This window comes from Micromonospora sp. NBRC 107095, from assembly GCF_030269705.1.
GTDB classification, from domain to species: domain Bacteria; phylum Actinomycetota; class Actinomycetes; order Mycobacteriales; family Micromonosporaceae; genus Micromonospora; species Micromonospora parva.
Genome location: NZ_BSTU01000002.1, coordinates 512,562 through 538,249 on the forward strand (window position 1 = coordinate 512,562; position 25,688 = coordinate 538,249).

General features: G+C 71.9%; 25 protein-coding genes. 15 read left to right on the forward strand and 10 right to left on the reverse strand.

The genetic code is table 11. From position 1 onward, the window contains the following. Positions 1-121: 121 nt before the first annotated feature. Complete coding sequence (locus tag QSK15_RS14670) at positions 122-778, forward strand: TetR/AcrR family transcriptional regulator (protein ID WP_285794745.1); 657 nt, start codon at positions 122-124, stop codon at positions 776-778. Positions 779-930: 152 nt separating this feature from the next. Continuing rightward, positions 931-1,767, forward strand: coding sequence for a M15 family metallopeptidase (locus QSK15_RS14675; protein ID WP_285794746.1), 837 nt, complete (start codon positions 931-933; stop codon positions 1,765-1,767). Here the strand turns inward: QSK15_RS14675 and QSK15_RS14680 are convergent, their stop codons facing one another. After that, the gene (locus QSK15_RS14680; protein WP_285794747.1) at positions 1,768-2,955 is read right to left on the reverse strand and encodes a spore photoproduct lyase family protein; all 1,188 of its coding nucleotides are present in this window, start codon (positions 2,953-2,955) and stop codon (positions 1,768-1,770) included. It lies immediately after the preceding gene. Between the two features lie 158 nt (positions 2,956-3,113). On the opposite strand from QSK15_RS14680, the gene QSK15_RS14685 reads away from it, so the two are divergent. From QSK15_RS14685 to QSK15_RS14695, 3 genes are all read left to right on the forward strand, one after another. Further along, entirely contained in the window at positions 3,114-4,424 is a 1,311-nt protein-coding gene (locus QSK15_RS14685; protein WP_285794748.1) for an RICIN domain-containing protein, read from the forward strand. 21 nt (positions 4,425-4,445) lie between these two features. Beyond that, the gene (locus tag QSK15_RS14690) at positions 4,446-4,907 is read left to right on the forward strand and encodes a hypothetical protein (RefSeq protein ID WP_285794749.1); all 462 of its coding nucleotides are present in this window, start codon (positions 4,446-4,448) and stop codon (positions 4,905-4,907) included. A gap of 362 nt (positions 4,908-5,269) precedes the next feature. After that, positions 5,270-6,469: an RtcB family protein gene (locus QSK15_RS14695; protein ID WP_285794750.1), complete on the forward strand. Its 1,200-nt coding sequence runs from the start codon at positions 5,270-5,272 to the stop codon at positions 6,467-6,469. A gap of 56 nt (positions 6,470-6,525) precedes the next feature. Here the strand turns inward: QSK15_RS14695 and QSK15_RS14700 are convergent, their stop codons facing one another. From QSK15_RS14700 to QSK15_RS14725, 6 genes are all read right to left on the reverse strand, one after another. After that, a complete protein-coding gene (locus tag QSK15_RS14700; protein ID WP_285794751.1) occupies positions 6,526-7,317 on the reverse strand; it encodes a maleylpyruvate isomerase family mycothiol-dependent enzyme in 792 nt (263 codons plus the stop codon). 108 nt (positions 7,318-7,425) lie between these two features. Further along, the gene (locus QSK15_RS14705; RefSeq protein WP_285794752.1) at positions 7,426-8,919 is read right to left on the reverse strand and encodes an MFS transporter; all 1,494 of its coding nucleotides are present in this window, start codon (positions 8,917-8,919) and stop codon (positions 7,426-7,428) included. A gap of 33 nt (positions 8,920-8,952) precedes the next feature. Further along, entirely contained in the window at positions 8,953-9,582 is a 630-nt protein-coding gene (locus tag QSK15_RS14710; protein WP_285794753.1) for a TetR/AcrR family transcriptional regulator, read from the reverse strand. Positions 9,583-9,720: 138 nt separating this feature from the next. Further along, positions 9,721-10,623 carry a Gmad2 immunoglobulin-like domain-containing protein gene (locus QSK15_RS14715; protein WP_285794754.1) on the reverse strand — a complete coding sequence of 301 codons (903 nt, stop codon included), beginning with the start codon at positions 10,621-10,623 and terminating at the stop codon, positions 9,721-9,723. After that, positions 10,620-12,089, reverse strand: a complete 1,470-nt coding sequence (locus QSK15_RS14720; RefSeq protein ID WP_285794755.1) for a sensor histidine kinase — start codon at positions 12,087-12,089, stop codon at positions 10,620-10,622. Before QSK15_RS14720 ends, QSK15_RS14715 begins: the two co-directional genes overlap by 4 nt. A gap of 16 nt (positions 12,090-12,105) precedes the next feature. After that, on the reverse strand, positions 12,106-12,786 hold the full coding sequence (locus QSK15_RS14725) for a response regulator (protein ID WP_285794756.1): 681 nt from the start codon (positions 12,784-12,786) through the stop codon (positions 12,106-12,108). Between the two features lie 166 nt (positions 12,787-12,952). On the opposite strand from QSK15_RS14725, the gene QSK15_RS14730 reads away from it, so the two are divergent. The 5 genes from QSK15_RS14730 (at position 12,953) to QSK15_RS14750 (ending at position 16,023) form a co-directional block, all read left to right on the forward strand. Further along, positions 12,953-13,267: an L-rhamnose mutarotase gene (locus QSK15_RS14730; protein ID WP_245233636.1), complete on the forward strand. Its 315-nt coding sequence runs from the start codon at positions 12,953-12,955 to the stop codon at positions 13,265-13,267. A 166-nt stretch (positions 13,268-13,433) separates the two neighbouring features. Then, entirely contained in the window at positions 13,434-13,844 is a 411-nt protein-coding gene (locus QSK15_RS14735) for a DUF6069 family protein (RefSeq protein ID WP_285794757.1), read from the forward strand. Positions 13,845-13,874: 30 nt separating this feature from the next. Continuing rightward, positions 13,875-14,228 carry a YciI family protein gene (locus tag QSK15_RS14740; RefSeq protein ID WP_285794758.1) on the forward strand — a complete coding sequence of 118 codons (354 nt, stop codon included), beginning with the start codon at positions 13,875-13,877 and terminating at the stop codon, positions 14,226-14,228. A gap of 20 nt (positions 14,229-14,248) precedes the next feature. Then, on the forward strand, positions 14,249-15,448 hold the full coding sequence (locus tag QSK15_RS14745) for an RNA polymerase sigma factor (RefSeq protein ID WP_285794759.1): 1,200 nt from the start codon (positions 14,249-14,251) through the stop codon (positions 15,446-15,448). Next, complete coding sequence (locus QSK15_RS14750; protein ID WP_285794760.1) at positions 15,445-16,023, forward strand: dihydrofolate reductase family protein; 579 nt, start codon at positions 15,445-15,447, stop codon at positions 16,021-16,023. Before QSK15_RS14745 ends, QSK15_RS14750 begins: the two co-directional genes overlap by 4 nt. Positions 16,024-16,115: 92 nt before the next feature. Here QSK15_RS14750 and QSK15_RS14755 read toward each other — a convergent pair whose 3' ends face one another. After that, entirely contained in the window at positions 16,116-16,676 is a 561-nt protein-coding gene (locus QSK15_RS14755; RefSeq protein ID WP_285794761.1) for an AMIN-like domain-containing (lipo)protein, read from the reverse strand. Positions 16,677-17,030: 354 nt separating this feature from the next. Between QSK15_RS14755 and QSK15_RS14760 the strand changes: the two genes are divergently transcribed. Together QSK15_RS14760 and QSK15_RS14765 are read left to right on the forward strand one after the other, a co-directional pair. Beyond that, complete coding sequence (locus QSK15_RS14760; RefSeq protein ID WP_502889617.1) at positions 17,031-18,146, forward strand: snapalysin family zinc-dependent metalloprotease; 1,116 nt, start codon at positions 17,031-17,033, stop codon at positions 18,144-18,146. A 122-nt stretch (positions 18,147-18,268) separates the two neighbouring features. Next, positions 18,269-18,946 carry a hypothetical protein gene (locus QSK15_RS14765; protein WP_285794763.1) on the forward strand — a complete coding sequence of 226 codons (678 nt, stop codon included), beginning with the start codon at positions 18,269-18,271 and terminating at the stop codon, positions 18,944-18,946. A gap of 22 nt (positions 18,947-18,968) precedes the next feature. On the opposite strand, the gene QSK15_RS14770 is transcribed toward QSK15_RS14765, so the two are convergent. Further along, entirely contained in the window at positions 18,969-19,799 is an 831-nt protein-coding gene (locus QSK15_RS14770; RefSeq protein WP_285794764.1) for a DUF3152 domain-containing protein, read from the reverse strand. A 138-nt stretch (positions 19,800-19,937) separates the two neighbouring features. Here QSK15_RS14770 and QSK15_RS14775 point away from each other — a divergent pair, with 138 nt between their 5' ends. Together QSK15_RS14775 and QSK15_RS14780 are read left to right on the forward strand one after the other, a co-directional pair. Next, positions 19,938-20,438 (forward strand): SigE family RNA polymerase sigma factor, encoded by a 501-nt coding sequence (locus QSK15_RS14775; RefSeq protein WP_285794765.1) that lies wholly within the window; start codon positions 19,938-19,940, stop codon positions 20,436-20,438. Next, positions 20,435-21,196, forward strand: coding sequence for a hypothetical protein (locus tag QSK15_RS14780; protein ID WP_285794766.1), 762 nt, complete (start codon positions 20,435-20,437; stop codon positions 21,194-21,196). Before QSK15_RS14775 ends, QSK15_RS14780 begins: the two co-directional genes overlap by 4 nt. Positions 21,197-21,210: 14 nt before the next feature. On the opposite strand, the gene QSK15_RS14785 is transcribed toward QSK15_RS14780, so the two are convergent. Continuing rightward, on the reverse strand, positions 21,211-23,988 hold the full coding sequence (locus QSK15_RS14785) for an ATP-binding protein (protein WP_285794767.1): 2,778 nt from the start codon (positions 23,986-23,988) through the stop codon (positions 21,211-21,213). A 203-nt stretch (positions 23,989-24,191) separates the two neighbouring features. Between QSK15_RS14785 and QSK15_RS14790 the strand changes: the two genes are divergently transcribed. Beyond that, positions 24,192-25,643, forward strand: a complete 1,452-nt coding sequence (locus tag QSK15_RS14790) for a M28 family peptidase (protein ID WP_285794768.1) — start codon at positions 24,192-24,194, stop codon at positions 25,641-25,643. The last annotated feature ends 45 nt before the right edge of the window (positions 25,644-25,688 follow it).

Consider the following 25,688-nt stretch of genomic DNA (forward strand, 5'->3'; position numbering starts at 1 on the left):
CTCTCCCTCGCCAGTGCGGCGCAGATACGGGCGGACAGACATCTCGCTGCCTCTCTAGCTGATGGATGCTGTCTATTCACTAGCCGGTGTCTAGCGAATATGTTGCTAGTATGGCGAAGTCATGGACGATGTCAAGGACGGAAAGCCGACCCGGCGCTACCGGTCCGCGGTGCGTGAGGAGAGCGCACGGCGTACCCGACGGGTGGTGGTCGACGCGGCAGCCGAGTTGTTCGTCGCACGTGGTTACGCCGGCACCTCGTTGGCTGATGTGGCGGCCGCGGCGGGCGTCGCGCGTCCGACGGTGTTCGCCGCGTTCGGGTCGAAGCCGGCGCTGCTACGGCAGGTCCTCGACGAGGCGCTCGCCGGCGATGACGAGCCGGTGCCGGTGGCCCAACGGCCCTGGTTCCGGCCGGTCTTCGAGGCCGATACGCAGGCCGGGGTCCTGCACGCGTACGCCGGTGTGTGCACCCTGATCGGCAGGCGCGCGGCGCGGATCTTCGAAACCGTCCGGCGGGCGGCCGACGAAGCGTCTGAGGTCGCCGAGGTGTGGGAGACGCTGCTGCGCAACCGTCGCGCGGGTGCCCGGATGGTGGTCGAGCGAGGTTACTCGCTCGGCCCGCTGCGCCAAGGCTCCGACGTCGAGCGGGCGGTCGACGTTCTGTGGATCTTCAACGACCCGGCGCACTACGACGCGTTGGTGCTGCGGTGCGGCTGGACGGAGGACTCGTTCCGCGACTGGCTGTCCGAGCGAATGCAGGACGTGCTGCTCGTTCGCTGAGCGACCGGGTCGGTTGCCGCCGCCCTCGGCCAGCCGTCCCCGGGTGCTCACGGCAGCGCTCCGGGGTCTGGCTGCTCGTCCGGCGAGCATTCTCGACCTGGTCGACGGCTGATCCGGCGCGGGGCCCCGACCGGGGCTGGTAGACAGGACTGGTGCGACAACGCGTCGGCGTCGTGCTCGCGCTCACCGCGCTGCTCGGTGGCTGCTCGCGGGCGGAGCCCCGGCCCACGCCGGCCGGGCCGCAGCCCGCGTCGGTGAGCCCCACCCCTTCGCCGACCCCGTCCGTGCCGGCCTCGCTGCCAGGGTTTGTGGTGCTGACCGACGTCGACCCGCGCATCCACGCCGACATCCGCTACGCCACGGCGCACAACTTCGTCGGCCGGCCGATCACCGGATACCGGGAGCCGCTGTGCCTGCTCACCCGGCAGGCGGCCGAGGCGCTGCGCCGCGTACAGGACGCCGCGCTGGCCAGCGGACACAGCCTGAAGGTGTACGACTGCTACCGCCCGCAACCGGCGGTGGACGACTTCGTGGCCTGGTCGAAGCGCCCCCACGAGCAGCAGACCAAGGCCGAGTTCTACCCGGACCTGGCCAAGAACCGGCTCTTCGCCGACGGCTACATCGGCGCGCCCACCGCGCACAGCCGCGGCAGCACCCTGGACCTGACCCTTGTCGACGAGCCCGCCGCCAGCCAACCCCCGTACCGGGTCGGGCAACCGCTCGTCGCCTGCACCGCGCCGCGCGGGCAGCGCTTCCCGGACAACAGCATCGACATGGGTACGGGCTTCGACTGCTTCGACTCGCGGGCGCACACGGCCGACCCCCGCATCAGCGGGACGGCGCGGGACAACCGTCGCTTGTTGCAGCGGCTGATGACCGACGCCGGGTTCGTCAACTACGACCGCGAGTGGTGGCACTACAGCCTGCGCGACGAGCCGTACCCGGACACGTTCTTCGCCGCCCCGGTCGCCCGCTCCTCGGTCGGCTGATCAGGTCCAGTAGAGGACCCGGCAGGCTGGCACGCGGGCGGTGAGTTCGGCGGTGAACCAGTCGCGCAGCTCGGTCATCTGCTCACGCGGGTAGACGTACTTCACCGCGCCGAACTTGCCGTGCTTGCGGGTGCGGGATTCCTCGTCCATCTCCAGCCGGGTGCGGGGGTACCAGCCGAGCAGCACCTCCTTGCTGCCCGGCGTGAACCGGTGGGTGATCAGCTCGGCGGTCAGGTCCAGGTGGGGCACCCCGTCGACCGCCGCGCGGACCTCATCGAGCAGGTCGCCGTAGCGCTCCCGCCAGTCCGGCAGCGCGATGATCGGCGCGATGGTCAGCCCGACCGGGTAGCCGTCGAGGGCGAGGCGGCGCAGCGCGGCCAGCCGGTCGGCCACCCGGGCGGTGCCGCCCTCGAACCGAACACTGACCGGGGCGCAGTTGACGCTGAACCGGACCCTGGTCCGCCCGGCGTGCGGCAGCCCGACGAAGGTGTCCACGTCGGCGTACTTGGTGGTCCAGCGCAGTTGTACGGGGGCGTCCCAGTCGGCGAAGTGCTGCACCGCGCGCCGCCAACTGCCGGTCAGGTGTTCCAGGGCGAGCGGGTCGGTGTAGCAGGACGCCTCGAAGGTGGTGCCCTCGTCGGCGCGCCGCGCGTCGCGGCTGGTCACCGTTCCGCGGCCGGCGTACGCGGCCAGCCCGGCGAGGATGTCGTCGAGGTCCGCGTACACCCGGGTCACCGGTGGCCCGGACAGGGATCCGGCGAGGTAGCAGTACTGGCAGTGCGCCGGACAGCCCTCGGCCAGGTCGACCCGCCAGTCGGCGCTGGGTGCGATGGGTTGCAGGACCCGCCGCGAGGGTGGGCTCACCACGATCGCCATCGTCGACTTGGCCCGGGCGTAGGTCTCCCGGTCGGTACGCCCGCGTACCCCGGTGAGCCGGTTCGCTTTCAGGTGTTCCACCTCGATGCCCAGCGCCCGGACCCGCTCGACGATCCGCTGGCCGTGCGGGTGCTCCAGCGCGGCGGGGGTGGCCACCACCCGGCCCGGGGTCCAGCGGCGCGCCGATCGGGCCGGTGGCGCGAGGCCGGCCAGGTCGCGGGTCGGTACCCGCTCGCCGCTGGCGTCGTGTGCGGCGGCGGGCACGTCCACGGCGAGCGGCTGGTCGACGTCGACGGCGTCCGGGCTGGTCATCCGGCCGGGTTACCCGCTGCCACCGGAATCCCACCCCGGCCGTCGGCCCGCGATTGACGCCACCCGACGGATGCGCATAACCTTTCATCGATCTGTAAACCTTGTGAACAGATCAATGTCGACGCGGCGGCGCGCGTCCCGACCGAAGGGACGATCAGGTGATCGCAGAACTCTCCTCCCGTACCAGACGGATCCTGTCGGTGGTCGTCGCACTGGTCGTCGCGGTGACCGCCGGGCTCGCGGTCAACGCCTCGCGTCTCGCGCAGGCCGCGCCGACGTTCAAGGTGCTGGCCTTCTACAACGGCACCTGGGACGCCGCCCACATCGACTTCGTCAAGGACGCCCGGTCCTGGTTCCCGCAGGCCGCCGCCCAGCACGGCTTCTCCTGGGAGGCCACCACCAACTGGGGCCTGCTGAACACCGCCAACCTGGCCCAGTACAAGGTCGTCATGTTCCTGGACGACGCCCCGCCCACCGCGCAGCGGGCCGCGTTCCAGCAGTACATGCAGAACGGCGGGGCGTGGCTGGGCTTCCACGTCAGCGCGTGGACCGACAACCCGTCGAGCTGGAGCTGGTACTACAACACCTTCCTCGGCACCGGGGCGTTCCAGACCAACACCTGGGGGCCCACCCGGGTCACCATGCGCGCCGACAACCGCACCCACCCCGCCACCCGGAACCTCCCGGCGACCTTCCCGTCCTCGATCAGCGAGTGGTACTCCTGGAGCAACGACCTGCGGCAGAACCCCAACATCGACATCCTGGCCTCGGTCGACCCGTCCAGCTTCCCGGTCGGCACCGACCCCAACCAGTCCTGGTACGGCGGCTACTACCCACTGGTCTGGAGCAACCGGCAGTACAAGATGCTCTACGCCAACTTCGGGCACAACGCGATGAACTACAGCACCAACACCGGGCTGTCCTCCACCTTCGACAGCCCGCAGCAGAACCAGCTGCTGATCGACGGGCTGCACTGGCTCGCCGGTGTCGGCACCGTCCCGCCGACGACGCCCCCGCCGTCCGACGGCACGATCTCGCCGACCGCCTGGCACACGGTGGTCAACCGGGGCAACGGCAAGTGCGTGGACGCGCGGGCCGCGGCCAGCGCGAACGGCACCGCCATCCAGCAGTACGCGTGCAACGGCAGCGCCGCCCAGCAGTACCAGTTCGTGCCGACCAGTGGCGGGTACCTGAGGGTCAACAACCGCAACAACAGCGCCCAGGTGCTCGACGTGACCGACAGGTCGACCGCCGACTCGGCGCCCATCCAGCTCTGGTCCTACAGCGGCGGCAACAACCAGCAGTGGCGGGCCGAACCCGAGGGCGGCGGCTACTACCGGCTGGTCAACCGCGGCAGCGGCAAGTGCCTCGACGTGCCGGGAGCATCCACGGTGGACAGCGTCCAGCTCATCCAGTACGCCTGCAACGGCACCGCCGCGCAGTCCTTCCGGGTGGTGCCCGTGTCATAGCCCGGCGGTAGCTTCACGGCCATGGCGATCCCCGACCTGGTGCCCATCGCGCACGAGCCCGACTACCGCACCAGCACCATCGGGCACTACGACAAGGGCCAGTTCTTCGGCTCCGTCACCGCCACCCTCACCGACGGTGCCGGAGCCGAAGACGACTGGTGCCGGCACAAGCGGTGGTACGCGGTGCTGCACCGCTTCGACGCCGATGGCGCGCACACCGACTCGGACATCTGGTTCGCCGGCACGAGCGAGCACGAGGACGCCTCGATCGACAGGGCGCGGGCCCGCCTCGCCGAGTGGCTGGACGCGCTGCCCGGTCACGTCTTCGCCGACATCGCCATCGCCCTGTTCCAGGTCGAGGTCGACGGGCACGTCTTCGGGCTGGTCGACTGGTCCGAGGAGTACGACGGCGACGACCACGCCGAGTTCCTCCCCGACGACCTGGGATTCGACCCGCCGTGGGACGGCTGCTACGACACCTGAGCCGCACGCGGGCGGCGGCGATATCCATTGCGGACGCGCCGCCGCGCTCCTACTGTCATCAGCGCACTGTCGAGAGCAACCCGGAGGGGAGTACGCCGTGCCACAACGTGTCCGCACCAACGCCGCCCGGTGTCTGCTTCCTGCCGGCGGTTATCTGCTGACCGCATCCACGACCACTGCCGACAACCCTTTGCGGGGCACCGGGCCGGGGTGGCGCGACTGACGTCGACGCGCAGCGCGTCCGCCGGCCGCCCATCCCCACCGGGATCGGGCGGCCTTCTCGTTTCCCCGTACCGCCGCCGGACCGTCACCGGCCGACGCATGATCGATACCGGTCACCCGCACCACAGAAGGAGACCACCATGGGATTCACCCCGCTCGCTGGTACCCGGGCACCGGTCCGGGTCTGGACCGACCCGTACGCCATCGAGCCGCAGGCCGCCAAGCAGCTGCGCAACATCGGCGCGCTGCCCTGGGTGCAGGGCGTCGCCGTCATGCCCGACGTGCACTTCGGCAAGGGCGCCACGGTCGGCTCGGTGATCGCGATGCGGCAGGCCGTCTCGCCGGCCGCGGTCGGCGTCGACATCGGCTGCGGGATGTCAGCGGTGCGTACCTCGCTGACCGCCGCCGACCTGCCGGACGACCTGGCCGGCCTGCGCTGCGCGATCGAGGCCACCATCCCGGTCGGCTTCGCCCAGCGCACCGACCCGGTCGACCCGCGCCGGATCCGGGGCCTGGAGCAGGCCGGCTGGGCCGACTTCTGGGGCCGGTTCACCGGCCTGGACCGGCGGGTGGCGCAACTGCAGACGCGGGCGCAGCGGCAGATCGGCACACTCGGCGGGGGCAACCACTTCATCGAGGTCTGCCTGGAGCAGGGTGGCGCCGACGAGGGCCGGGTCTGGCTGATGCTGCACTCCGGGTCCCGCAACATCGGCAAGGAACTGGCCGAGCGGCACATCGCTGTGGCCCGAGGGCTGCCGCACAACGCCGACCTCCCGGACCGGGACCTGGCGGTGTTCCTCGCCGGGACGCCCGAGATGGACGCGTACCGGCGGGACCTGTTCTGGGCGCAGGAGTACGCGCGGCGCAACCGGGCGGTCATGCTGGCCCTGCTCTGCGGCGTGGTGCGGGAGCACTTCCCGCAGGTCGGCTACGACGAGCCGATCAGCTGCCACCACAACTACGTCTCCGAGGAGAGCTACGACGGGGTGGACGTGCTGGTGACCCGCAAGGGCGCGATCCGGGCCGGCCGGGGTCACCTGGGCATCATCCCCGGGTCGATGGGCACCGGGTCGTACATCGTGCGGGGGCGGGGGAACCCGGACGCGTACTGCTCGGCGTCGCACGGGGCGGGGCGTCGGATGTCCCGGGCGCAGGCCAAGCGGACGTTCAGCACCGCGGACCTGGCCGCGCAGACCGCCGGGGTGGAGTGCCGCAAGGACGCCGGGGTGGTCGACGAGATCCCCGGCGCGTACAAGGACATCACCGAGGTGATGGCCCAGCAGGAGGACCTGGTCGAGGTGGTCGCGCACCTCAAGCAGGTGGTCTGCGTGAAGGGCTGAGACGCCGCGCGGGCCGGATCACCGGCCTGCGCGGCACCGTCTCAGAGCCGACGAACTCAGAAGCCGACGAAGACCCGGCGCAGGTCGTCGAGGGTCACCGAGCCGGTCACCAGCACCCCGTCGGGGGTGTGCCGGGGGCCCAGCCGCCCGGTGGCCAGCCGCAGCCACGCCTCGGCCGGCGCCACCAGCTCGCCGTCGGGATGCTCCGGCGCGTCGACGATCTCGACCTGCTCACCCAGCCGCAACCCGAACGTCCGCTCGGGCGCGTGCAGCCGGACCAGCAGGGTGGCCCCCCGACCGTCCAACTCATGCGGTCGGCTGGTCCAGGCCAGCATGCCGCCGATCTGGTCGAGCAGCAGCGCCACCGCCCCCGGCGTCACCGCCGCGAACGGGTTGAACGCCACCTCGACGTCCCACTGGTGCAGGGCGAACTCACTGAGCCGGAACCGGGCCGCGGTGGCCACGTCGACCGGCTCCGGCAGGAAGCCGAGGTCGACCCGCGTGGAGGCCCGGCTCTCGGCGTCCAACGCCTCGTACGCCTCGACCAGTCGTTCGTTGCTGGCGAGGAACCCGGCGGCGTGTTCGGCCGGGGACATCGCGTCCCAGCGGGCCCAGACGCCACGGTTGAAGTCCCCGTCCGGGCCGGGCGCGCCGGTGCGGGCCGCCTCCAGCGTCGCCAGGTTGATCTCGGCGCCGCTGCCCAGGTGGCTCAGCACCTGCGACACCTGCCACTCACTGGCCCCTGACGGGCGGAGCAGGTCGTCTTCCTTGAGGTCCCGGACGAGCGCGGCTAGCTCCTCGTGGCCCGCGCGCAGAGCGGTGATGATCTGGTCAGCAGGGGTCGACATGGATCTCCTCAACGGATTTTCGACGATGATCGGGACGTTACCGGACGTGGCCGCCGGCCGGCCCACCCCAGGCTCGGGGCGCTCCGGCCGGCGGCCACGGCGGTCAGCTCAACCCATGTGCACGGTGTTGCCGGTCGGGATGTCCTCCTTGCGGACCTTCACCAGCACCAGTGTGGCCAGCCCGGCGAGCACGATCAGCGCCGCGCCCCAGGCGAAGGCCACCCGGTAGCCGTGCACCAGTGCCTCGACCTGGTTGACCGGGTTCGGCGCCCGGCCGACCAGGTAGGCGGCGACCGCGCTGGTGTAGAAGGTGTTCAGCAGCGCGGTGCCGAGCGAGCCGCCGATCTGCTGGGTGGCGTTGAGCGTCGCGCTGGCCGCGCCGGCGTCGTGCTCCGGCACCCCGACCAGGGCGAGGCTCGACAGCGGGACGAAGGTGAAGCCCAACCCCAGGCCCAGGACGACCTGCGCGGGCAGCAGGTGGGTGAGGAACGGGGTGTCCACGTCGATCTGGGTCAGCACCAGCATGCCCAGGGCGGCGAGCGCCGAACCGGCGACCATCAGCGGCTTGGCCCCCAACCGGGGCATCAGCTGGCTGGCGCCACCCGCGGCGATCAGCACACCGGCGGTGACCGGCAGGGACGCGAGACCGGCTTCCAGGGGCTTGTACTGCAGCACCACCTGGAAGTAGAAGGTCAGGAAGAGGAACGCCCCGAACAGGCCCGCGCCGATCAGCGTCGAGGTGAGGAACGCCCCGCCCCGGTTGCGGTCCAGCAGGATCCGCAGCGGCAGCAGCGGGTGGCTGGAGCGCAGCTCGATCACCACGAACGCGGCGAGCAGCAGCACGCCCGCGGCGATGAAACCGAGCGTCGCGGTGGCGTCCCAGCCGTCCTCGGCGGCCTTGGTGAAGCCGTACACCAGGGAGACCAGGCCGGCGGTCACCACGATCGCACCGGGTACGTCGTAGCGGGTGTTGCCGTGGGCCCGGCTCTCCGGCACCAGCGGGAGCGCGAGGGCGATGGCGATCGCGGCCACCGGGATGTTGACCAGCAGGCACCAGCGCCAGTCGGCGTACTCGGTGAGCACCCCGCCGAGCAGCAGACCGACCGCCGATCCACCGCCGGCGATCGCGCCGTACACCGCGAAGGCCTTGGCCCGCTCGGTGGTCTCGGTGAAGAGAACGGTGAGCAGCGCCAGCGCGGCCGGGGCGAGCAGCGCGCCGAAGGCGCCCTGCAACGCGCGGGCGGCGAAGAGCATCTCACCGGTGGTGGCCAGACCGCCCAGGGCCGAGGCGAGCGCGAAACCGGTCATGCCGACGATGAAGGTGCGCTTGCGCCCCCAGTAGTCGGCGATGCGACCGCCGAGCAGCAGCAGACCACCGAAGGCCAGCGTGTAGGCGGTGATCACCCACTGCCGGTTCGCGTCGGTGATCCCCAGGTCGGCCTGGGCCTGCGGCAGTGCGATGTTCACGATCGTGGCGTCCAGGACGACCATCAGCTGTGAGACCGCGATGACCGCCAGAGCGATCCAGCGCCGCGGATGCGGAGCGCCGGTCGACACCCCGGCGTTGGGCGCGCCGGGGGCGGTCGAGGTGGTTCCGGGCATGGTGAAGCCTTCCGTGTTACGGATATCGGTGAATCAGGCCGCCGACGGACCGTCGTGCTGATAGCGGAGTACCGGGATCAGCACCTGGTCGACGACCTGGGTGAGGAAAGCGTCATCGGCGGGTAGGCCGTGCGCGACGATGCGGGACATGGTGAGCGCGGGCGCCAGATCGTGGAACATCTCCCGCTCGCCGGCCTCCGGCGGGATCTCCCCGCGGGCGGCGGCCCGGACCAGGATGGCGGTGCTGGCCACCCGCCCGGCCGGCAGCACCTGGTGACGCACCAGCCGTTCCAGCTCGGGGTTGGTCCGCATGGCGAAGGTCAACGCCTGCATCAGGTCGCAGTCGGCAGTGCAGATCGCGGCCGTGGCCCGCAGCAACTCGATCAGGTCCCCGCGAAGGGAGCCGGTGTCGGGCGGGTTGTGCACACCCACGCGCTGGTCGCGCAGGGCGGCGACGACCAGCTCCGCCTTGCCGTCCCAGCGCCGGTAGATGGTGGCCTTGCTGACGTGGGCACGGGCGGCGACGGCGTCGATGGTCATCCGGTCGTAGCCGACCTCGCGCAGGGTGTCGATGACGACGGTGAACAGGTCGCTGTCGGTGCAGCGCGGAGCCCGGGCAGCCGGCACCCCGGCGCCCGCGTCCACCTGCTGACCACCCAGCATCCCGACCCCCCGCGAAACGATGTCGTACTGACCCTAGTTCGCTGTTCGCTGATCGTGCAGGCTTTCGTGAGTTGCGTCGCACGGACCAGTTGAAACGACTGCGTTTCCATCAGGGGCACGTCGGGTGACCGGGCGCGGTCAGTCGGCGGCGAGGACCACGGGCACAGCCATCGTGTTGATCCGTGCGCCGTCCCGGGCGGACACCTCGTACACCTCGACAGTGCCCTGCTGTTCGCGGACCGCGCGCCAGCCGACCACCACCCGGTAGCCACCCCGGCAGCCGCTGCCGCAACTGGCGGTGCCGAAACCGGTGGCCACCTCCCGGCCGGCGGTGTCCAGCACCCGGACGCTCACCGTGGCCTCGAACACGGTGGCGGTGCCGGTGACGACGAGCGGCGCGGAGACGCGCTCGCCGGGGACCGGGCCGGTGACCACGATCGGCGGCAGCAGATCCGCGTAGTCCGACCGATCGACCGCAGCCGCGCCGTCGAGGCGGACCTGCCGCACGGTGGGGAACTGGGTCAGCGTCCACACCACCTGGGCCTCACGCAGCCGTCGGGTGACCGGGTCGCCGACGGACGGTACCCGCAGTGTCGCGACGCCGTCCGTGATGCGGGTGACCTCGACGCCGACCGGAAGCAGTGTGGTCATCCCGGTGGCGGCCTCGGCCGGGTTCGGCCCGGCGGCCAGTTCGGTCAGCGCCAGCCGGGACGTCGCGACGGTGGCCGGCCGGGTGCGCCGGGTCGGCACCAACAGACCGGCGCGGACATACCACAGCTCGATGGTCACCGGGTCGGGCCGGCGCGTGCCGGAGGACGCCGCCGACGGCGGACGCGGTGGGCGGTCGGTGGTTGGTCGTGGTGACGTCGGCTGCGCGGCCACGGTCGGGACGGGCGCCGGGCGGCTGCTGGGTGCGGCGCTCGTCGGCGGTGCGGTGGGCGCCGGGCCCAGGTCACCGGAGCGGGACGTGCCGCAGCCGCCGAGCAGGAGCGCCGCGACGAGCACCGGTACGCCCAGCCGGACCGTGCCGCGGCGGTTCACCCCACACCGCCCACCGGGTCGGCGGCACGCCCGCTCGGACCCGGGTCGGCGCGGACCTGCGGGCGCGGCACCGCACCGGACGGGCCGCCGGGGCCGTCAGCGGGCAACTCCAGTCGGAACCGGGTGCCCTCGCCCGGTTCGCTGTGCACGCCCAGCGCGCCGCCGAGCAGATCGGTGTGCTCCCGCGCGATGGCCAGCCCGAGCCCGCTGCCCGGCGCCGAGCGGGACGCGTCGACCTGGTGGAACCGGTCGAACACCCGGGGCAGGTGCTCGGCCGGGATGCCGGGCCCCTGATCGGTGACCTCGAAGACGACCAGCGGGCCCGCGCCCGCCACGCTGGCCGTGATCTCCCCACCACCGTGTTCGACAGCGTTGGCGACCAGGTTGGCCAGCACGCGCTCCAGCCGGCGCGGGTCGGTGCGCAACGCCACCGGGTCACCGGTGACCCGCACCCGCGCCGACCAGCCGCGTGCCGAGACGATGCCGTGCAGCAGCGCCACCGCGTCGACCGGCTGCACTGTCAACCGCTCCCGCCCGGCGTCCAACCGGGAGATCTCCATCAGATCGTCGACCAGCCGGCGCAACCGGACCACGTCGCCGACCAACAGCCGGGCGGACGGCTGGGCGTCCTCGGGTAACCGGTCGAGGTGCTCGCGCAGCAGCGACGCCGCGGCCACCAACGCGGTCACCGGGGTACGCAGCTCGTGCGCCACGTCGGCGGTGAACCGCCGCTCGCGGGCCTGTGCGGCCGACAGCGCCGCGATCTTCGACTCCAACGCCTCGGCCATCTCGTTGAACGTCGCCGCCCAGACGCTGAACTCGTCACGCCCGCGTACCGGCAGGCGGGTGGCGAGCAGGCCCTCGGTGAGCGCTCGGGCGGCCCGGCTGGCCCGGCCCACCGGCTCCAACGTGCGACGGGCCAGCGCGTGACCCACCGCGGCGGCGAGCAGCACCACGAGCGCCCAGCCGGCCAGCAGCGCGGTGCGCAGCTGACCCAGGTCGGCGGCGACGTCGTCCTCCACGGTGAGGACGTACAGCTCGGCGGTCGAGCCGGGAATGCGCCCGCCGATGATCAGCAGTCGGGGACGCTCCGCCGGCGCGGAGCGTTGGTAGCCGAGCCGCCCGTCCGCGACGACGCCCCGCAACCGGGTGCCCAGCACCGGGGCGTACGCGGGGTGCGAGGCGCGGGCCGGGCCGTCGACGAGCACCACGTGCCGGCCGCTGGCCTCGAAGCTGGTCAGCAGTTCGGTGCTGCGCTGCTCGGTCAGCGGCAGGAACTGGCCCGCGAGCACGAGTTGGTAGCGGGCGTCGGCGGCAGCCTCGTGCAGCGACGCGTCCAACCAGGACTGCCGCAGCAGCAGCCCGGTCCCGCCGGCGAGCAGCCCGGCTGAGACGCCGGCGACCAGGACGAACGCGATCGTCAGCCGGAGCCGCAGCCGGCCGGGGAGCACCGCGCGTCCGGCCATCGCCGCCCCCTTCCGGTCAGCCCGTCGACAGTTTGTAGCCGGCGCCGCGCACGGTCCGGATCAGCCGGGGCTGCGCCGGATCGTCCTCGATCTTGGCGCGTAGTCGCTGCACGGCCACGTCGACCAGCCGGGAGTCGCCGAGGAAGTCGTGGTTCCAGACCAGGTCCAGCAGCAACTCCCGGGTGAAGACCTGGCCGGGTCGCCGGGCCAGCTCCAGGAGCAGGCGGAACTCGGTGGCGGTCAACGTCACCTCCCGCCCGTGCTGGCGGACCACGAAGCCGCCCGGGTCGATCTCCAGGCCGTCGACCTCGATGACTGTCGACGCCGCCGGCACGTTCACCCGGCGCAGTACCGAGCGGACCCGGGCCACCAACTCGGGCAGGTCGAAGGGTTTGCGCAGGTAGTCGTCCGCGCCGCACTCCAGCCCGACCACCACGTCGATGGTGTCGGTGCGCGCGGTCAGCATCAGGATCGGCACCTGACTGCTACGCCGGATCTCCCGGCACACCTCCAGACCGTCCAGCCCCGGCAACATGATGTCGAGGACGATGAGGTCGACCGGGTGTACGCGGAACGCGGCCAGGGCCTGCCGCCCGTCGACGGCGGTGTCGACCCGGAAGCCGGCGCGGCGCAGACCGAGGGCGGTGACCTCCCGGATCGAGAAGTCGTCCTCGACGACCAACACGCGGCCCTCCATCACCCGAGGGTAGACCCGCTGCGACCGTCCGTAGTCCTGGCGGAACGGTCGGCATCGGTGGCCGGCTGGCCCCCTCACCGGCACCGTCCAACCGCTACGGTCAGGTGCCTTCGGCACCAGTGAATCAGCTCACTCGAAAGGGCACGACGTGCAACGTCATGGCTGCGTGATCCGACTCCGCCCCGAGCAGCGGGAAAACTACCTGCGGCTACACGCCGAGGTGTGGCCGAGCGTCGAGAAGACGCTGCGCGAGGCGAATTTCCGCAACTACACCATCTTCCTCCACGACGACCTGTTGTTCGGCTACTACGAGTACGTCGGCGACGACTACGAGGCCGACCAGCGGCTGATCGCCGCGGACCCGCACACGCAGGAGTGGTGGAAGCTGACCGACCCGTGCCAGGAGTCGATTGCCGAGCCGGGGTCGGGGGACTGGTGGGCTCCGATGCGCGAGGTCTGGCACCTCGCCGACGAGGCCTAGCTCCCTCGGGCGGTTGCGAGGCGAGGCGTCCGGCGACAGAAGGGGCCGCCTCGCCTCACGCCGACGCCAAGATTTTCTGGGCGTGCTGTCGATTGCGACGGGTTCCGTTCGTAGCCCTGGTGAGAGCCCGGCAACGAGCCGGGTCACCCACCCGCCGGAGGGCACGATGACCGCCACTGTGAACCCGACCCGCACCACCACGTCCGTCGGCGCGCTGCTCCGGACCGGTGTCATCGCCACCGTCGTCGCGAGCACCGCCACCATGGCCGTCGCCGCTACCGGCGATCTGGCCGGGGTCAGCCTCGATCTGAGCGGCACCCCGATCCCGGTGTCCGGGTTCGGGGTGTTGACGGCCGTCTTCTCACTGCTCGGGGTGGCCATCGCGGCACTGCTGGCGCGTGTCGCCCGGCACCCGCGGCGCGCCTTCGTCCGCACGACGGTGGTGCTGACGATCCTGTCGCTGGTGCCGGACGTGGTCGCCGACGCCGGAGCGGCGACGAAGGCGCTGCTGATGCTCACCCACCTGGTCGCGGCCGCGATCGTGATCCCCGCTGTCGCCCGCCGCCTGGCCGCCTGACCTGCCCGTTCGACCTACTGGAGGAACGTCATGAAGCAGTACCTGCTGTCCGTACACGCCGTCGCGGGCGCGCCGACGCCGTCCGACGAGGAGATGCAGACCATGTTCCGGGAGACCGGTCGGATCAACGACGACATGCAGGCCGCGGGGGCGTGGGTCTTCGGCGGCGGACTCACGTCACCGGGGAGCGCCACCGTCGTCCGCGTCGACAACGGCGCCACCACCATGAGCGACGGGCCGTTCGCTGAGACGAAGGAACACATCGCCGGGTTCTGGGTCATCAAGTGCGCCGACCTGGACCAGGCGCTGGCCTGGGCGCAGAGGTGCGCGGCGGCCTGCGGCCCGATCGAGGTGCGCCCCTTCGACGACCTGTCCCAGGCCTGACCAGCAGCCGGTCTGCCGAGATGGACCTGGCGAGCATCTACCGCGCGGAGTACGGCCGCTGCGTCGCCACTGTGGCCCGCCTGCTCGGCGACATCAGCCTCGCCGAGGAGGCGGTGCAGGACGCCTTCACCACAGCGCTGCAGAAGTGGCAGACCCCGCCACCGAACCCCGGCGCCTGGATCGTGACCACCGCCCGCAACCGGGCCGTCGACCGGCTGCGCCGGGAGTCGACCCGGGAGGCCCGGCACGCCCAGGCCCTGCTGCTGCATCACCAGGACGAGCCCAGGGAGGTGGGACCGGTGCGGGACGACCAACTTCGACTCATGTTCACCTGCTGCCACCCGGCACTCGCTCCGGAGGCGCGCACCGCCCTCACGCTGCGCCTGCTCGGTGGCCTCGACGTGCCGGAGATCGCCCGGGCCTACCTGATCCAGGAGGCGACAGTCGCTCAGCGGATCGTGCGCGCCAAGAAGAAGATCCGCGACGCCGCCATCCCGTACCGGATGCCCGCCGCGGCTGAGTTGCCGGACCGGTTGCCGCCCGTGCTCACCGTGCTCTACCTGATGTTCAACGAGGGGTACGCGTCCACCACCGGACCGTTGATCAGAACGGATCTGTGCACCGAGGCGATCCGACTCGCCCGCGAACTCGCCGCGTTGATGCCCGACGAGCCCGAGGTCCTCGGCCTGCTCGCGCTGCTGCTGTTGACCGAGGCGCGCCGTCCGGCCCGGCTCGACCCGGCCGGCAACCTGGTGCTGCTGGCCGATCAGGACCGTTCACTGTGGAACCGGAAGCTCATCGCCGAGGGCCACGACCTGGTCCGCCGATGCCTGCGCCGCAACCAGCCCGGCCCGTACCAGATCCAGGCCGCGATCAGCGCTGTGCACACCGACGGCGCCGCCACCGACTGGCCGCAGGTCCTGGCGCTCTACGACCAGCTCCTCGCGCTCTCGCCAACCCCTGTCGTCGCGCTCAACCGGGCGGTAGCCCTCGCCGAGGTGCGCGGACCGGCGGTGGCCCTCGCCGCATTGGAGGGTGTCGACCTTCCGGGCTTTCACCGGCTGCCCGCAACCCGTGCCGAACTACTGGCCCGGCTCGGACGCGACGACGAGGCCCGGGCCGCCTACGACCAGGCCATCGCGCTGGCCACCAACGAGACCGAGCGGGCGCACCTGCGCACCCGTCGCGGCCAACTGACATCTGAACGGAGAACATCATGACCGCCACCTACACCGTCGACGTCTTCTCCAGCCTTGATGGCTTCGGCACCACCAGCGGAAACTGGGGCGGCTACTGGGGCAAGCAGGGCCCGGAGCTGCTCGCGCACCGGCTGGCCGTCTACGACGTCGAGCAGCGCATGGTTTTCGGGGCCGGCACATACCGGGTGTTCGCGCAGCTGCTGGCCGCGAGCACCGAGGAGTCCGAGGTCCGCGACGCCTGGGTGACCCGGATGAGGAGCCTCCCGGCGACGGTCGTGTCGAACACGCTGGAAGGTCCCCTCGACTGGCCGGACGCGACAGTCGTGCGCGGTGACGCCGTCGACGTCGTTGCCCGGCTCAAGGAGGAGTCCGAGGTGCCGCTGCGGTCGCACGGCAGCCTGTCGTTGAACCGGGCACTGATGGCCGCAGGGCTGGTCGACCTCCTCCAGGTGACGCTCTTTCCGGTGATCACCGGTCAGACCGGAACCGAACCGATCTTCCAGGGCGCTGCCGACTTCGACCTGGAACTGATCGGGAGCCGGACCCTCGACGGCCGTTCGGTGGAGCTCAGCTACCGGCCCACAGTGCACGCCTGAGCCGCCCACGCGCCGCTGTCCCTGGTGGTGAAGCGCGGACCCGTCCGCCCGCCGGGTGCGGGCGGACGGCCACGCGGCTCGGCCGGATCCGATCACCACTGGTGGGCCACGTCGAGCACCACCCGGCTGTGGGTGCCGGGGCCGGTCAGTACGAGCACGCGGAACGGCAACCGCGCCCGTACGCCGACGGCGAAGGTGCTGTAGCCCTCGAAGCTGCCGCCGAAGACCACGTCGCGCAGCGTTGGATAGCGCAGCAGGTTGCTGACGTGCTCGCCGACCGCGTACGGCACGGTGCCCAGGTGGTCGTCGTCGTACGCGGGGGCCCGCAGCGAGACCCGCAGCAGCGCGCCCCCGGCGGTGTACGGCGACAGGGCCAACCCTTCGCCCTCGGTCCACGTCTCGCCGTAGCCGATCGCGTAACCGTCGACCGGGCCGGCGAACTCGAACACCACCCGGTCGTAGCAGTCGTGCCGGCCGGTCCGGACCTCGACCAGCGGCGCGTCACTCAACGCGCCGGCCGACTTGTCCGCGCTGCCCCAGGTGATCCCGCAGTACGCGGCCGTCGTGCCACCGGCCGCGGTGCTGCTGCCGGCGCTGGCGACCAGGCCGGCGAGGACGACCGCCAGCGCGGTCAGTGCGCTCCTGATCCTCATTGTGGTTTCTCCGTTCGGTGCCGGGGCCACGTCGCGGCGGCGCTGCCGGTGACCCTCTGCCGCCACCGTCGTCCCGCCGCGCCACAGGGGCTTCGCCGTGGCGTAACCGCTGGGTAACAGTCGACGGCGGTCAGTCGACCGTGGGCGGCCGCCGGCGTCCGGGGTGCTGGATGTGGCTCCGGTATGACGCTTCCGCTATGCCTGACATCGATCACCGTCACAGTAACATCTACGTGCATCGATGACCCGGTGGCTGATGGTCGCCGGACGAGCGCAGGGGAGTGCGTGATGCTTCGACGACAACTGAGACGTGCGGCGCTGGCCATGCTGGTGGCGATCCTGGCGGCGGCCGGGATGCAACTCGCCACCGGCGCTCCGGCCGCCGCCGTCCGGACCGTCTACTACGACGCGAGCCGGACCGGTGAGTTCCGGACCAACTTCGACCAGGCGGCGCAGATCTGGAACAGCCGGGTCAGCAACGTCCGGCTGCTGGCCGGCACCCCGGCCAGCATCACCATCTACGTCGACGACGGCTGGCCCCGGGCGCAATCGACCGGCCTCGGCTCGGGCCGGATCTGGATGGGCCGCACGGCCGTCAACCAGGGCTACGACCGCAACCGCATCGCCGCCCACGAGATCGGCCACATCCTGGGCCTGCCGGACCGGCGTACCGGGCTGTGCACCGACCTGATGTCCGGCAGCAGCGCCCCGGTGTCCTGCCGCAACGCGAACCCCAGCTCCACCGAGGCGAGCCGGGTGAACTCGCTGTTCGCCGGCACCCTGGCCGCGCCCGCGAGCACGACGTACACCTGGAGTGGCGATTCGGACGTCGCGCCGTTGGTGGTCGGCGGCCGCCCGGCGTCGGAGAACTACCCGTTCATGGTGTACGTCTCCGGCTGCACCGGCACGCTGATCAAGGGCAACTGGGCGGTCACCGCCAAGCACTGTTCGACGCCGTCCTCGGTGCGGGTGGGCAGCATCAACCGCACCAGCGGCGGGACCGTCGTGCGGGTGACCCGGGCGGTCAACCACCCGAGCGTCGACGTCAAGCTGCTGCAACTGGCCAGCTCGGTGACGTACGCCCCGGCACCGATCCCGAGTACCTCCGGCGCGGTCGGCACCGCCACCCGGATCATCGGCTGGGGCCAGACCTGCGCCCCCCGGGGCTGCGGGTCGGCGCCGACGGTGGCCAACGAACTGGACACCTCCATCGTGGCCGACAGTCGGTGCTCCGGCATCAACGGCCCGTACGAGATCTGCACCAACAACACCAACGGCAATTCCGGCGCCTGCTACGGCGACTCGGGTGGGCCGCAGGTGCGCAGGGTCAACGGGGTGTGGAACCTGATCGGCGCGACGAGTCGGGCCGGCAACAACAACTCCACCTGCGCCACCGGCCCGTCCATCTATGTGGACCTGCCGTCCATCCGCTCGTGGATCTCCACTCAGGTCGGCGGCCTGCCCGTCTGACCGGCAGCGACGCCGCGGGCGGGGGCGCGACGCACGCGCCCCCGCCCCGGTGTGCCGGTGTCACCACGCGCTCGCCGGACGCGGTACGGTGCGTGGCATCTCGGCACATCGGAGGTCGTTTCATGCCTACCGTCGTCGTCCTCGCGCTGACCCTCGCCCTCGCCCCGGCGCCGTCGCCGTCGCCGTCGGCCACGTCGAACCCGCTCGGCGACATCATCGGTGGGGTCGGTCAGATCGTCGACGACCTGCTCGGCGGCGGCGACCCGCCCAGTGCCGCTCCGACGCCGAGCGCCACCGCGACCGGGGTGCCCACGCCCAGTCGGCCACCGGCCGCCGGTCAGCCCACCCCGGTGCGGACCACGGCGATCCCGACGCCCGCCGGTTCGGTGGGTGATGTCCCCACACCCGCCGTCCCCGCCCCTGATCGCCGCACCGTCGGCGAGAGCACCGACACCCGCGAGGTCGTCGTGCCCCGGCGCGACGGTGACACCCCCGATGCGGCCGCTCCGCCGGTGCTCACCAACCCCACCCGCGATGCCTGGCCACCCGCGTCGTACCTGGTGGTCGTGGCGCTGCTCGCGGTGCTGGCGCTGCTGCTCCTGCGCCGCCGGGCCCCGGCCCCCGCCGTTGCCGCACCCGCGCCGGACCCCGGTCCCGTGCCCGACTCCGGTCCCGCACCGGATCCCGGCCCGGTTCCGGACAACGACAACGTCAGCCGCCTGCCGACCAGCCTCAACGCCATCTACGAGATGGGCCGGCTGGATGAGCGACTCGAACAGGAACGGCGGCGGCGCACCTGAGGGCACACCGCCGCCGACGGTCTCAGCGCGCCGGGTAGCCGCCCTCACGTCGGGGGATCTCGTCGTCGTACGCCCCGACCGGGCCGCTGTAGCGGGTCTTGCCCTTCGGGTACGGCCAGGCGTTCGCGGCGCAACCGTGCAGGCCCAGCGTCTGCTGCTGCATCACCGGCGCCGCCCGACCCCGCCCGGGGCACCGTTCGTGGCCGTACCCGAGTTTGTGTCCCACCTCGTGGTTGACCATGTACTGCCGGTAGGTGTCGAGGCTCGCGCCGTACCGCGGCACCCCCTTGACCCAACGCGCAACGTTGAGCACCACCCGGGCACCGTTGCGGCACGAGGTGTAGGCGTCCGGCACGTCCTGGCAGAGCGTGTCGCGGGTGCCGGGGGTTGCCAAGTAGATGGTGAAGTCGGTCGGTTCACCGGCGCCGACCCGGCGCAGCCGCCACGCCCCGCCCGCCGTCCACCCGCGCGGATCGTTCAACGTCGTGGTGATCGCGGTCGCGACGTCAGCCGCCGCCAGGCCCCGGATGTCGCGCTCCACGGCGACCCGGTAGCGCAGCAACCGGCCGCTGGTCGTGCGTCCCGGCGTCGTCTCGCCGGACGCCACCGACCAACGGTTACCGCCGGTGGCGGGGTAGCTCACCGGGATGACCGGCGCGGAACTGGAGCGCACCTCGGCGGTGGCGGTCGGCCCCCCGGTGGGTGTCGCCGGCCCGGCGGGCAGCGCTCCGGCGGCGACCGGTTCGGTGGCCGGTTCCCCGGCGGCCGGCAGACCGCATCCGGTGAGCAATGCCATCACCAGCAGCGACGCCACTGATGCGGGACCCCAGCGGCGGGTAACCTTCGTCGACATGTCTCTCCCCTCGCGCAACGCTCGGCGGCGGCGCGGAGGAGAAGACGGGTGACCGGGGCGAAAAGTTGATGTGACCCAGCGCTCAACCTTTTGCCGGCCCCGCCCGTCTCTAGCTCTGTGGCACGGGGAGGGTTCGCGGTGGCGCGGGGGGACGCGGATTTCGTGGAGTTCGCGCGGGCGGCCTCCGCGCGACTGGTTCACGCCGCGTTCCTGATGACCGGCGACCACCACCAGGCCGAGGACGCCGCGCAGACCGCTCTGGTCCGTACCTACGCGTCGTGGTCGCGGATCCACGACGACGACGCCTACGGGTACGCGCGCCGCACGCTGGTCAACCATCTGGTGGACGGGTGGCGACGGCCGATGCGGGAGTACCCGACCGACGAGGTGCCGGAGCAGGGGCGTGGCGACGTGGCCGACGACGTGGCAACCCGGCGCTGGTTGATCGCCATCCTCGGTGCGCTCAGCCCTCGGGAGCGCGCCATCGTCGTCCTGCGCTACTACTTCGACCTGCCGGAGGCGCAGGTGGCCCGGGAACTTTCGGTATCCGTCGGCACCGTCAAGAGCACCAGTTCGCGGGCTCTGGAGAAGTTGCGCAGCGCCACGCCCCGGATGGCCGATGAGGAGGCGCGCCGATGAGCGAGCTGGAACGGCTCCGCCAGGCCATGCGGGCGACCGAGCGCCCCGAGGCCGGGCTCGATCTGAGCGCCGTGATGCGCGAGGGACGTCGGTTGCGTACCCGTCGGCGCGTCGCCGCGGCCGGGGCGGCGACGCTCGCGACCGGCCTGGCCGCCGCGGTCGTCGCGGTGGCGGTCGGCGTGTCCGGGCCGGGCGATCCGACGCCGACCGAGCCCCTGCCGCCGGCCGCTGTCGCTCCACCGACGATTGCTGAGTCGCCGACGGCGCAGAAGTCGCAGGACCGCACGCCACCGCCGACGCTAGCCAGCGACAGGCCGCTGGCGAAGCCCCTGGGCCAGTTGGTGGACAGCGGGGTACGGCACGGCAGTGAGCGCCGAATGTACTACTTCGTCCCGGTGTCCGTGCCCGGCCAACCCAAGGTGTCCATCGGCCTGGCCGCCGGTCGCCAAACCCCCGGCGGCTCGTTGACCACGGACATCCTGGTCAACGACGTCGAGGGCAGTGACCGCAGCGCCGGATTCCACCAGATCGGCTACGACGAGGGGTCAGCCGCCACGCCGGTGCCCACCTTCGGCTACTTCGTCGGCCCCGCCAAGCGGATCATCGGCACCGTCGATGGTCGGCAGGTCGACGCCCGGCTGACGCGGTGGAGTCTCGACAGCCAGGTGGTGATCTTCTGGTTCGACCCGGCGCACCTCATGCCGGGGGAGCGGCTGGACGGCATCATCGCCCGCGACGGCGGCGGTCGTCGACTCTGACGCGCTGCCGCCGCTCAGGCCAGGCGACGCTCGATGGTCACCGTCGTCCCCTCGGCGGTGGAGACCAGCCGCACGTCGCCGTAGGCGTTCATCAGTAGCGCGCCGCGCCCCCGGTCCATCGCCGGTCGGCGGTCCCGCCAGGTGCCGAAGTCCCGTACCGAGATCCGGACCAGGCCGCCACCCAGCTGGACGCGCACCCGCACCTCCGGGCGGCTGGGCCGCTGCGCGTGCTCGACGGCGTTGTTCATGGCCTCGGAGGCGGCGAGCAGGAGATCCTCCAGGACGTCCGGGTCGACGTCCAGCTCGCCCAGGACGCCGCGCACGTCCCGACGCAGCGCCGCCGCCGAGGTGGGTTCGGACGGGTACGTCCACCCGATGTCCAGGAGATCGCCCAGCGCGTCCGGGTCGGCCGGCGTCGGCGCGAGCACCGCCGCGTCGCGGACGGGTTCGACAGCCGGATCCGCCTTGGCGGGGCCGATCGGGGCCGGGTGCGAAGGGGGAGCGGAGGCGGCGACAGTCGCCGGTCCGCCGCCGAGGGCCGCCGCGGGGGTGCGGTCGCGGGCCCGGCGGATGCTGGCCCGGATCCGGGCGACCAACTCGGCTGCGGCGAACGGCTTCACCAGGTAGTCGTCGGCGCCCAGGCTCAGGCCCTCCACGCTGGCCTCACCGCCGGCACGGGCGGAGAGCACCAGCACCGGCAGCGCCCGGGTCGCCGGGTCGGCCCGGAGCCGGCGCACCAGGTCGAAGCCGTCCATGACCGGCATCATCACGTCGGTCAGCACCAGGTCCGGCAGGTCGCGGTGGATCTCGTCGAGGGCCTGCTGACCGTCGGTGACGGCCCGCACCCGCCAGCCCTGCGCGGTGAGCAGCCGGGTGAGGTACGCCCGCATGTCGGCGTTGTCGTCGGCGAGCAGGATTCGGGCCCCGGCCAGCTCGTCCGTGGTCGTTCGGGTCGCGGGGTCGGGCTCGGTCACCGCGTCGCTCGGTTCGGTGAGCCAGCCCACCGCCTCTTCGACGGCGGCCCGGGCCGCGTCACCCCGCCCGCCGACCGTCGGGCCGCTGACCGGGGTGCGGTGCGTCGCCGACCACGGCAGCGTCACGGTGAACCGGCTGCCCACGCCCACCTGGCTGGTCACCCGGACGTCGCCGCCCTCCAGCCGGGCCAACTCGTGCACCAGGGCCAGGCCGATGCCCGTGCCCTCGTGACTGCGCGAGCGGGCGCCGCGTACCCGGTGGAAGCGTTCGAAGAGCTTGGGCAGGTCCCGTTCCGCTATGCCGATGCCGGTGTCCGCGACGGTGAGACGCACCTCCTCGTCGTCGGCGTCGAGGGTGACCCGGATGCGGCCGATGAACGTGTACTTGAGGGCGTTGGAGAGCAGGTTCGTGACGATGCGTTCCCAGTTGACCGGGTCGACGGCGACCGGTCGGGGCAGCGGTGGGCAGCTCACCTCGAGGGTCAACCCGGCCCGCTCGACGGCGGCCCGGAAAACCCCGGCGAGCTCGGCGGTCAGCGCGGCCAGGTCGACCACCCGGGCGTCGCTGCGCGCCCGCCCGGCCTCCAGGCTGGAGAAGGTGAGCAGGCTGTTGACAAGCGTCAACAGTCGTGTGGCGTTACGCCAGCCGGTCTCCACCCGCTCCCGCTGCACCGGTGCCAGCGGCGCGGTGGCGTCGGTGAGGGCGTCGGTCAGCGGGCCGAGGATGAGGGTCAACGGAGTACGGAACTCGTGGCTGACGTTGGCGAAGAAGTCGGTCTTGAGCCGGTCCAGTTCCGCCATCGCCTCGACCCGGCGTCGCTCCTCCTCGTACTCCTGGGCGTTGCGCAACGCCACCGAGATCTGCTGGGCGAGGAGCTGGTAGAAGGAGCGGTACGCCTCGTCCAGCCCACGGCTGGGGCTCACCCCGGCGAGCAGGACGCCGCGTGGCTGACCCTCGTCGGCGGAGGACAGCGGCAGCGCCAGTGCGGTGCGGACCGGGTCGTCCCACGGGCCGGCGGGCAGCGGCATCCGGTCGGCGACGTCGGTCACCTCGGTCGCCCGGCCCTCGGCGGCGTCCGCCAGCCCCCAGGCGTACGCGGGCGCGCCCGGATCGGTCAGCTCGACGGCGTCCGGCAGGGTCTGGGCGTGCCGTCGGTCGCCGCCGGTGCAGGCGATCCGGCGCAGTGTCGTGCCGTCGCGCAGGTAGACGGCGGCGAACGGCACGTCCAGGGGGTGGTCGTCGATCACGCCGACCAGCCGTGCGCCGGTGGCGTCCACGTCGACGGTGCGCCCGTCGCCGAGCACGGACAGGTCGCGCAGGAGGCGTAGCCGGCGTTCGCCGATCACCTGCTGGGTGACCTCGCTGCACACGGTCAGCACGCCGACGATGCGCCCGTCGTCGTCGCGGGCGGGGGCGTGCGAGACGCTGAAGTACGCCTCCTCGCGGTAGCCGGCCCGCTTCAGCAGAAGTTGCAGCGCGGGGACCCAGCTGGCCACCGCGGTCGCCATGGCCTCTTCGACCAGCGGGGCGAGCACGTCCCAGACCTCGGCCAGGGTCGTCCGCACGTCGTCGCCGAGCGCGGCGGGGTGCTTGTCGCCGATCAGCGCCGAGTAGGCGTCGTTGTAGAGCTGGGAGTAGTTCTCGCCCCAGAGCAGCAGCATGGGATACCGGGAGGAGAGCACCATCCGGACTGCGGCGCGCAGGCTCTGCGGCCATTCGCTGACCGGGCCGAGCGGGGTGCGGGCCCAGTCCAGCTCCGCCATCAACCGCCCGGTGTCACCGCCGCCGAGGAACAGGTCGCCGCTGGGTCGTGTCACGCTCGATCCGACCCCATCGCAAGCCCCCGTTCCGGGCCTGACGACCCCTGCCGCGTTACCTACCCATCCTGACACTTCTACTCAGCTGTGTTGACGCCGGTACCCATCGTCGAACCGGCGGCGGTTCGGGACGAATGACCGATGCCTAGTACATCGACGTCTGTAATTGTCTCGGGTATCCCTCCGACCCCGAGGAGCCCCCCATGAGAGGCAGGACGCTGAGCGCGAGAATCGCGCTCGCCGTGTTCGCCGCGACGACCGTGACGCTGGCCGCCCAACCGGTGACCGCGTCGTCCCCGACCGCCACGACAGTGGCCCGGCCGATCGCCGGGTCCGTCGCCGCGCTGGCAGCGCCGGACATCTCCGTCAGCAACGTCCAGGCGCACCTGACCCAGTTCAACGCCATCGCCACCAGCAACGGTGGCAACCGACGGGCCGGCTCGGCCGGCTACACCGCCTCGCTCAACTACGTCAAGACCAGACTCCAGTCGGCCGGCTACACCGTCAGCGAGCAGTACTGCTCCAGCTGCCGGTACCCCTCGAACAACCTGATCGCGGAGTGGCCCGGCGGCCCGGCCGACCAGGTGGTCATGTTCGGCGCCCACCTGGACGGTGTGTCGGCCGGTCCGGGCATCAACGACAACGCCACCGGCTCGGCGACCCTGCTGGAGAACGCGCTGGTCCTGGCCGCGCAGAACCCGACAATGACGAAGCGGGTGCGGTTCGCCTGGTGGACCGACGAGGAGCAGGGGCTCAACGGCTCCCGGTTCTACGTCAACTCGCTCACCGCCACCCAGCGCGGCTACATCAAGGGTTACTACAACTTCGACATGGTCGGCTCGGTCAACGGCGGCTACTTCATCAACCGGGTCACCTCGACCACCGCGGCGCCGCTGAAGGCGTACTGGGACTCCCTGGGCCTGCAACCGGAGGAGAACGTCGAGGGGCAGGGCCGCTCCGACGACTACTACTTCCAGCAGGCCGGCATCCCCACCTCGGGCTACGCCGCCGGCGCCAGCGCCCGCAAGACCAGCGCCCAGGCGGCCAAGTGGGGTGGCACCGCCAACTCCGCGTACGACCCGTGCTACCACAGGTCCTGTGACACCACCGCCAACGTCAGCGCCACAGTGCTGAACCGGGCGGCCGACGGTGTCGCGTACGCGCTGTGGCAACTCGCCGTGGGTGGTGGCACCCCGACCTGCGTCGGCGGTCAGGTGATCGGAAACGGTGGCTTCGAGAACGGCAGCACGCCGTGGACCGCGTCCTCCGGCGTGATCACCAACGCCAGCGCCCAGCCGGCCCGGACCGGGTCGTACAAGGCGTGGCTGGGCGGCAACGGCCGAAGCGGCACCGAGAGCCTGACCCAGTCGGTGACGGTGCCGGCCGGCTGCGCCACCTACACGCTGTCGTTCTGGCTGCACATCGACACCGCCGAGACCACCAGTTCCACGGCGTACGACCGGCTCACCGTGCAGGTGGGTTCGACCACGCTGGCGACGTACTCGAATCTCAACGCCGCGACCGGCTACGTGCAGCGCAGCTTCAACGTGGCCGGCTCCGCCGGGCAGACGGTGACGCTGCGGTTCACCGGCACCGAGGACTCGTCGTTGCAGACCAGCTTCGTGATCGACGACGTGACGTTGCAGGCGAGCTGACCGCGTACCCGAAAACGGGCCGCCACCGGTTCTCGCCGGTGGCGG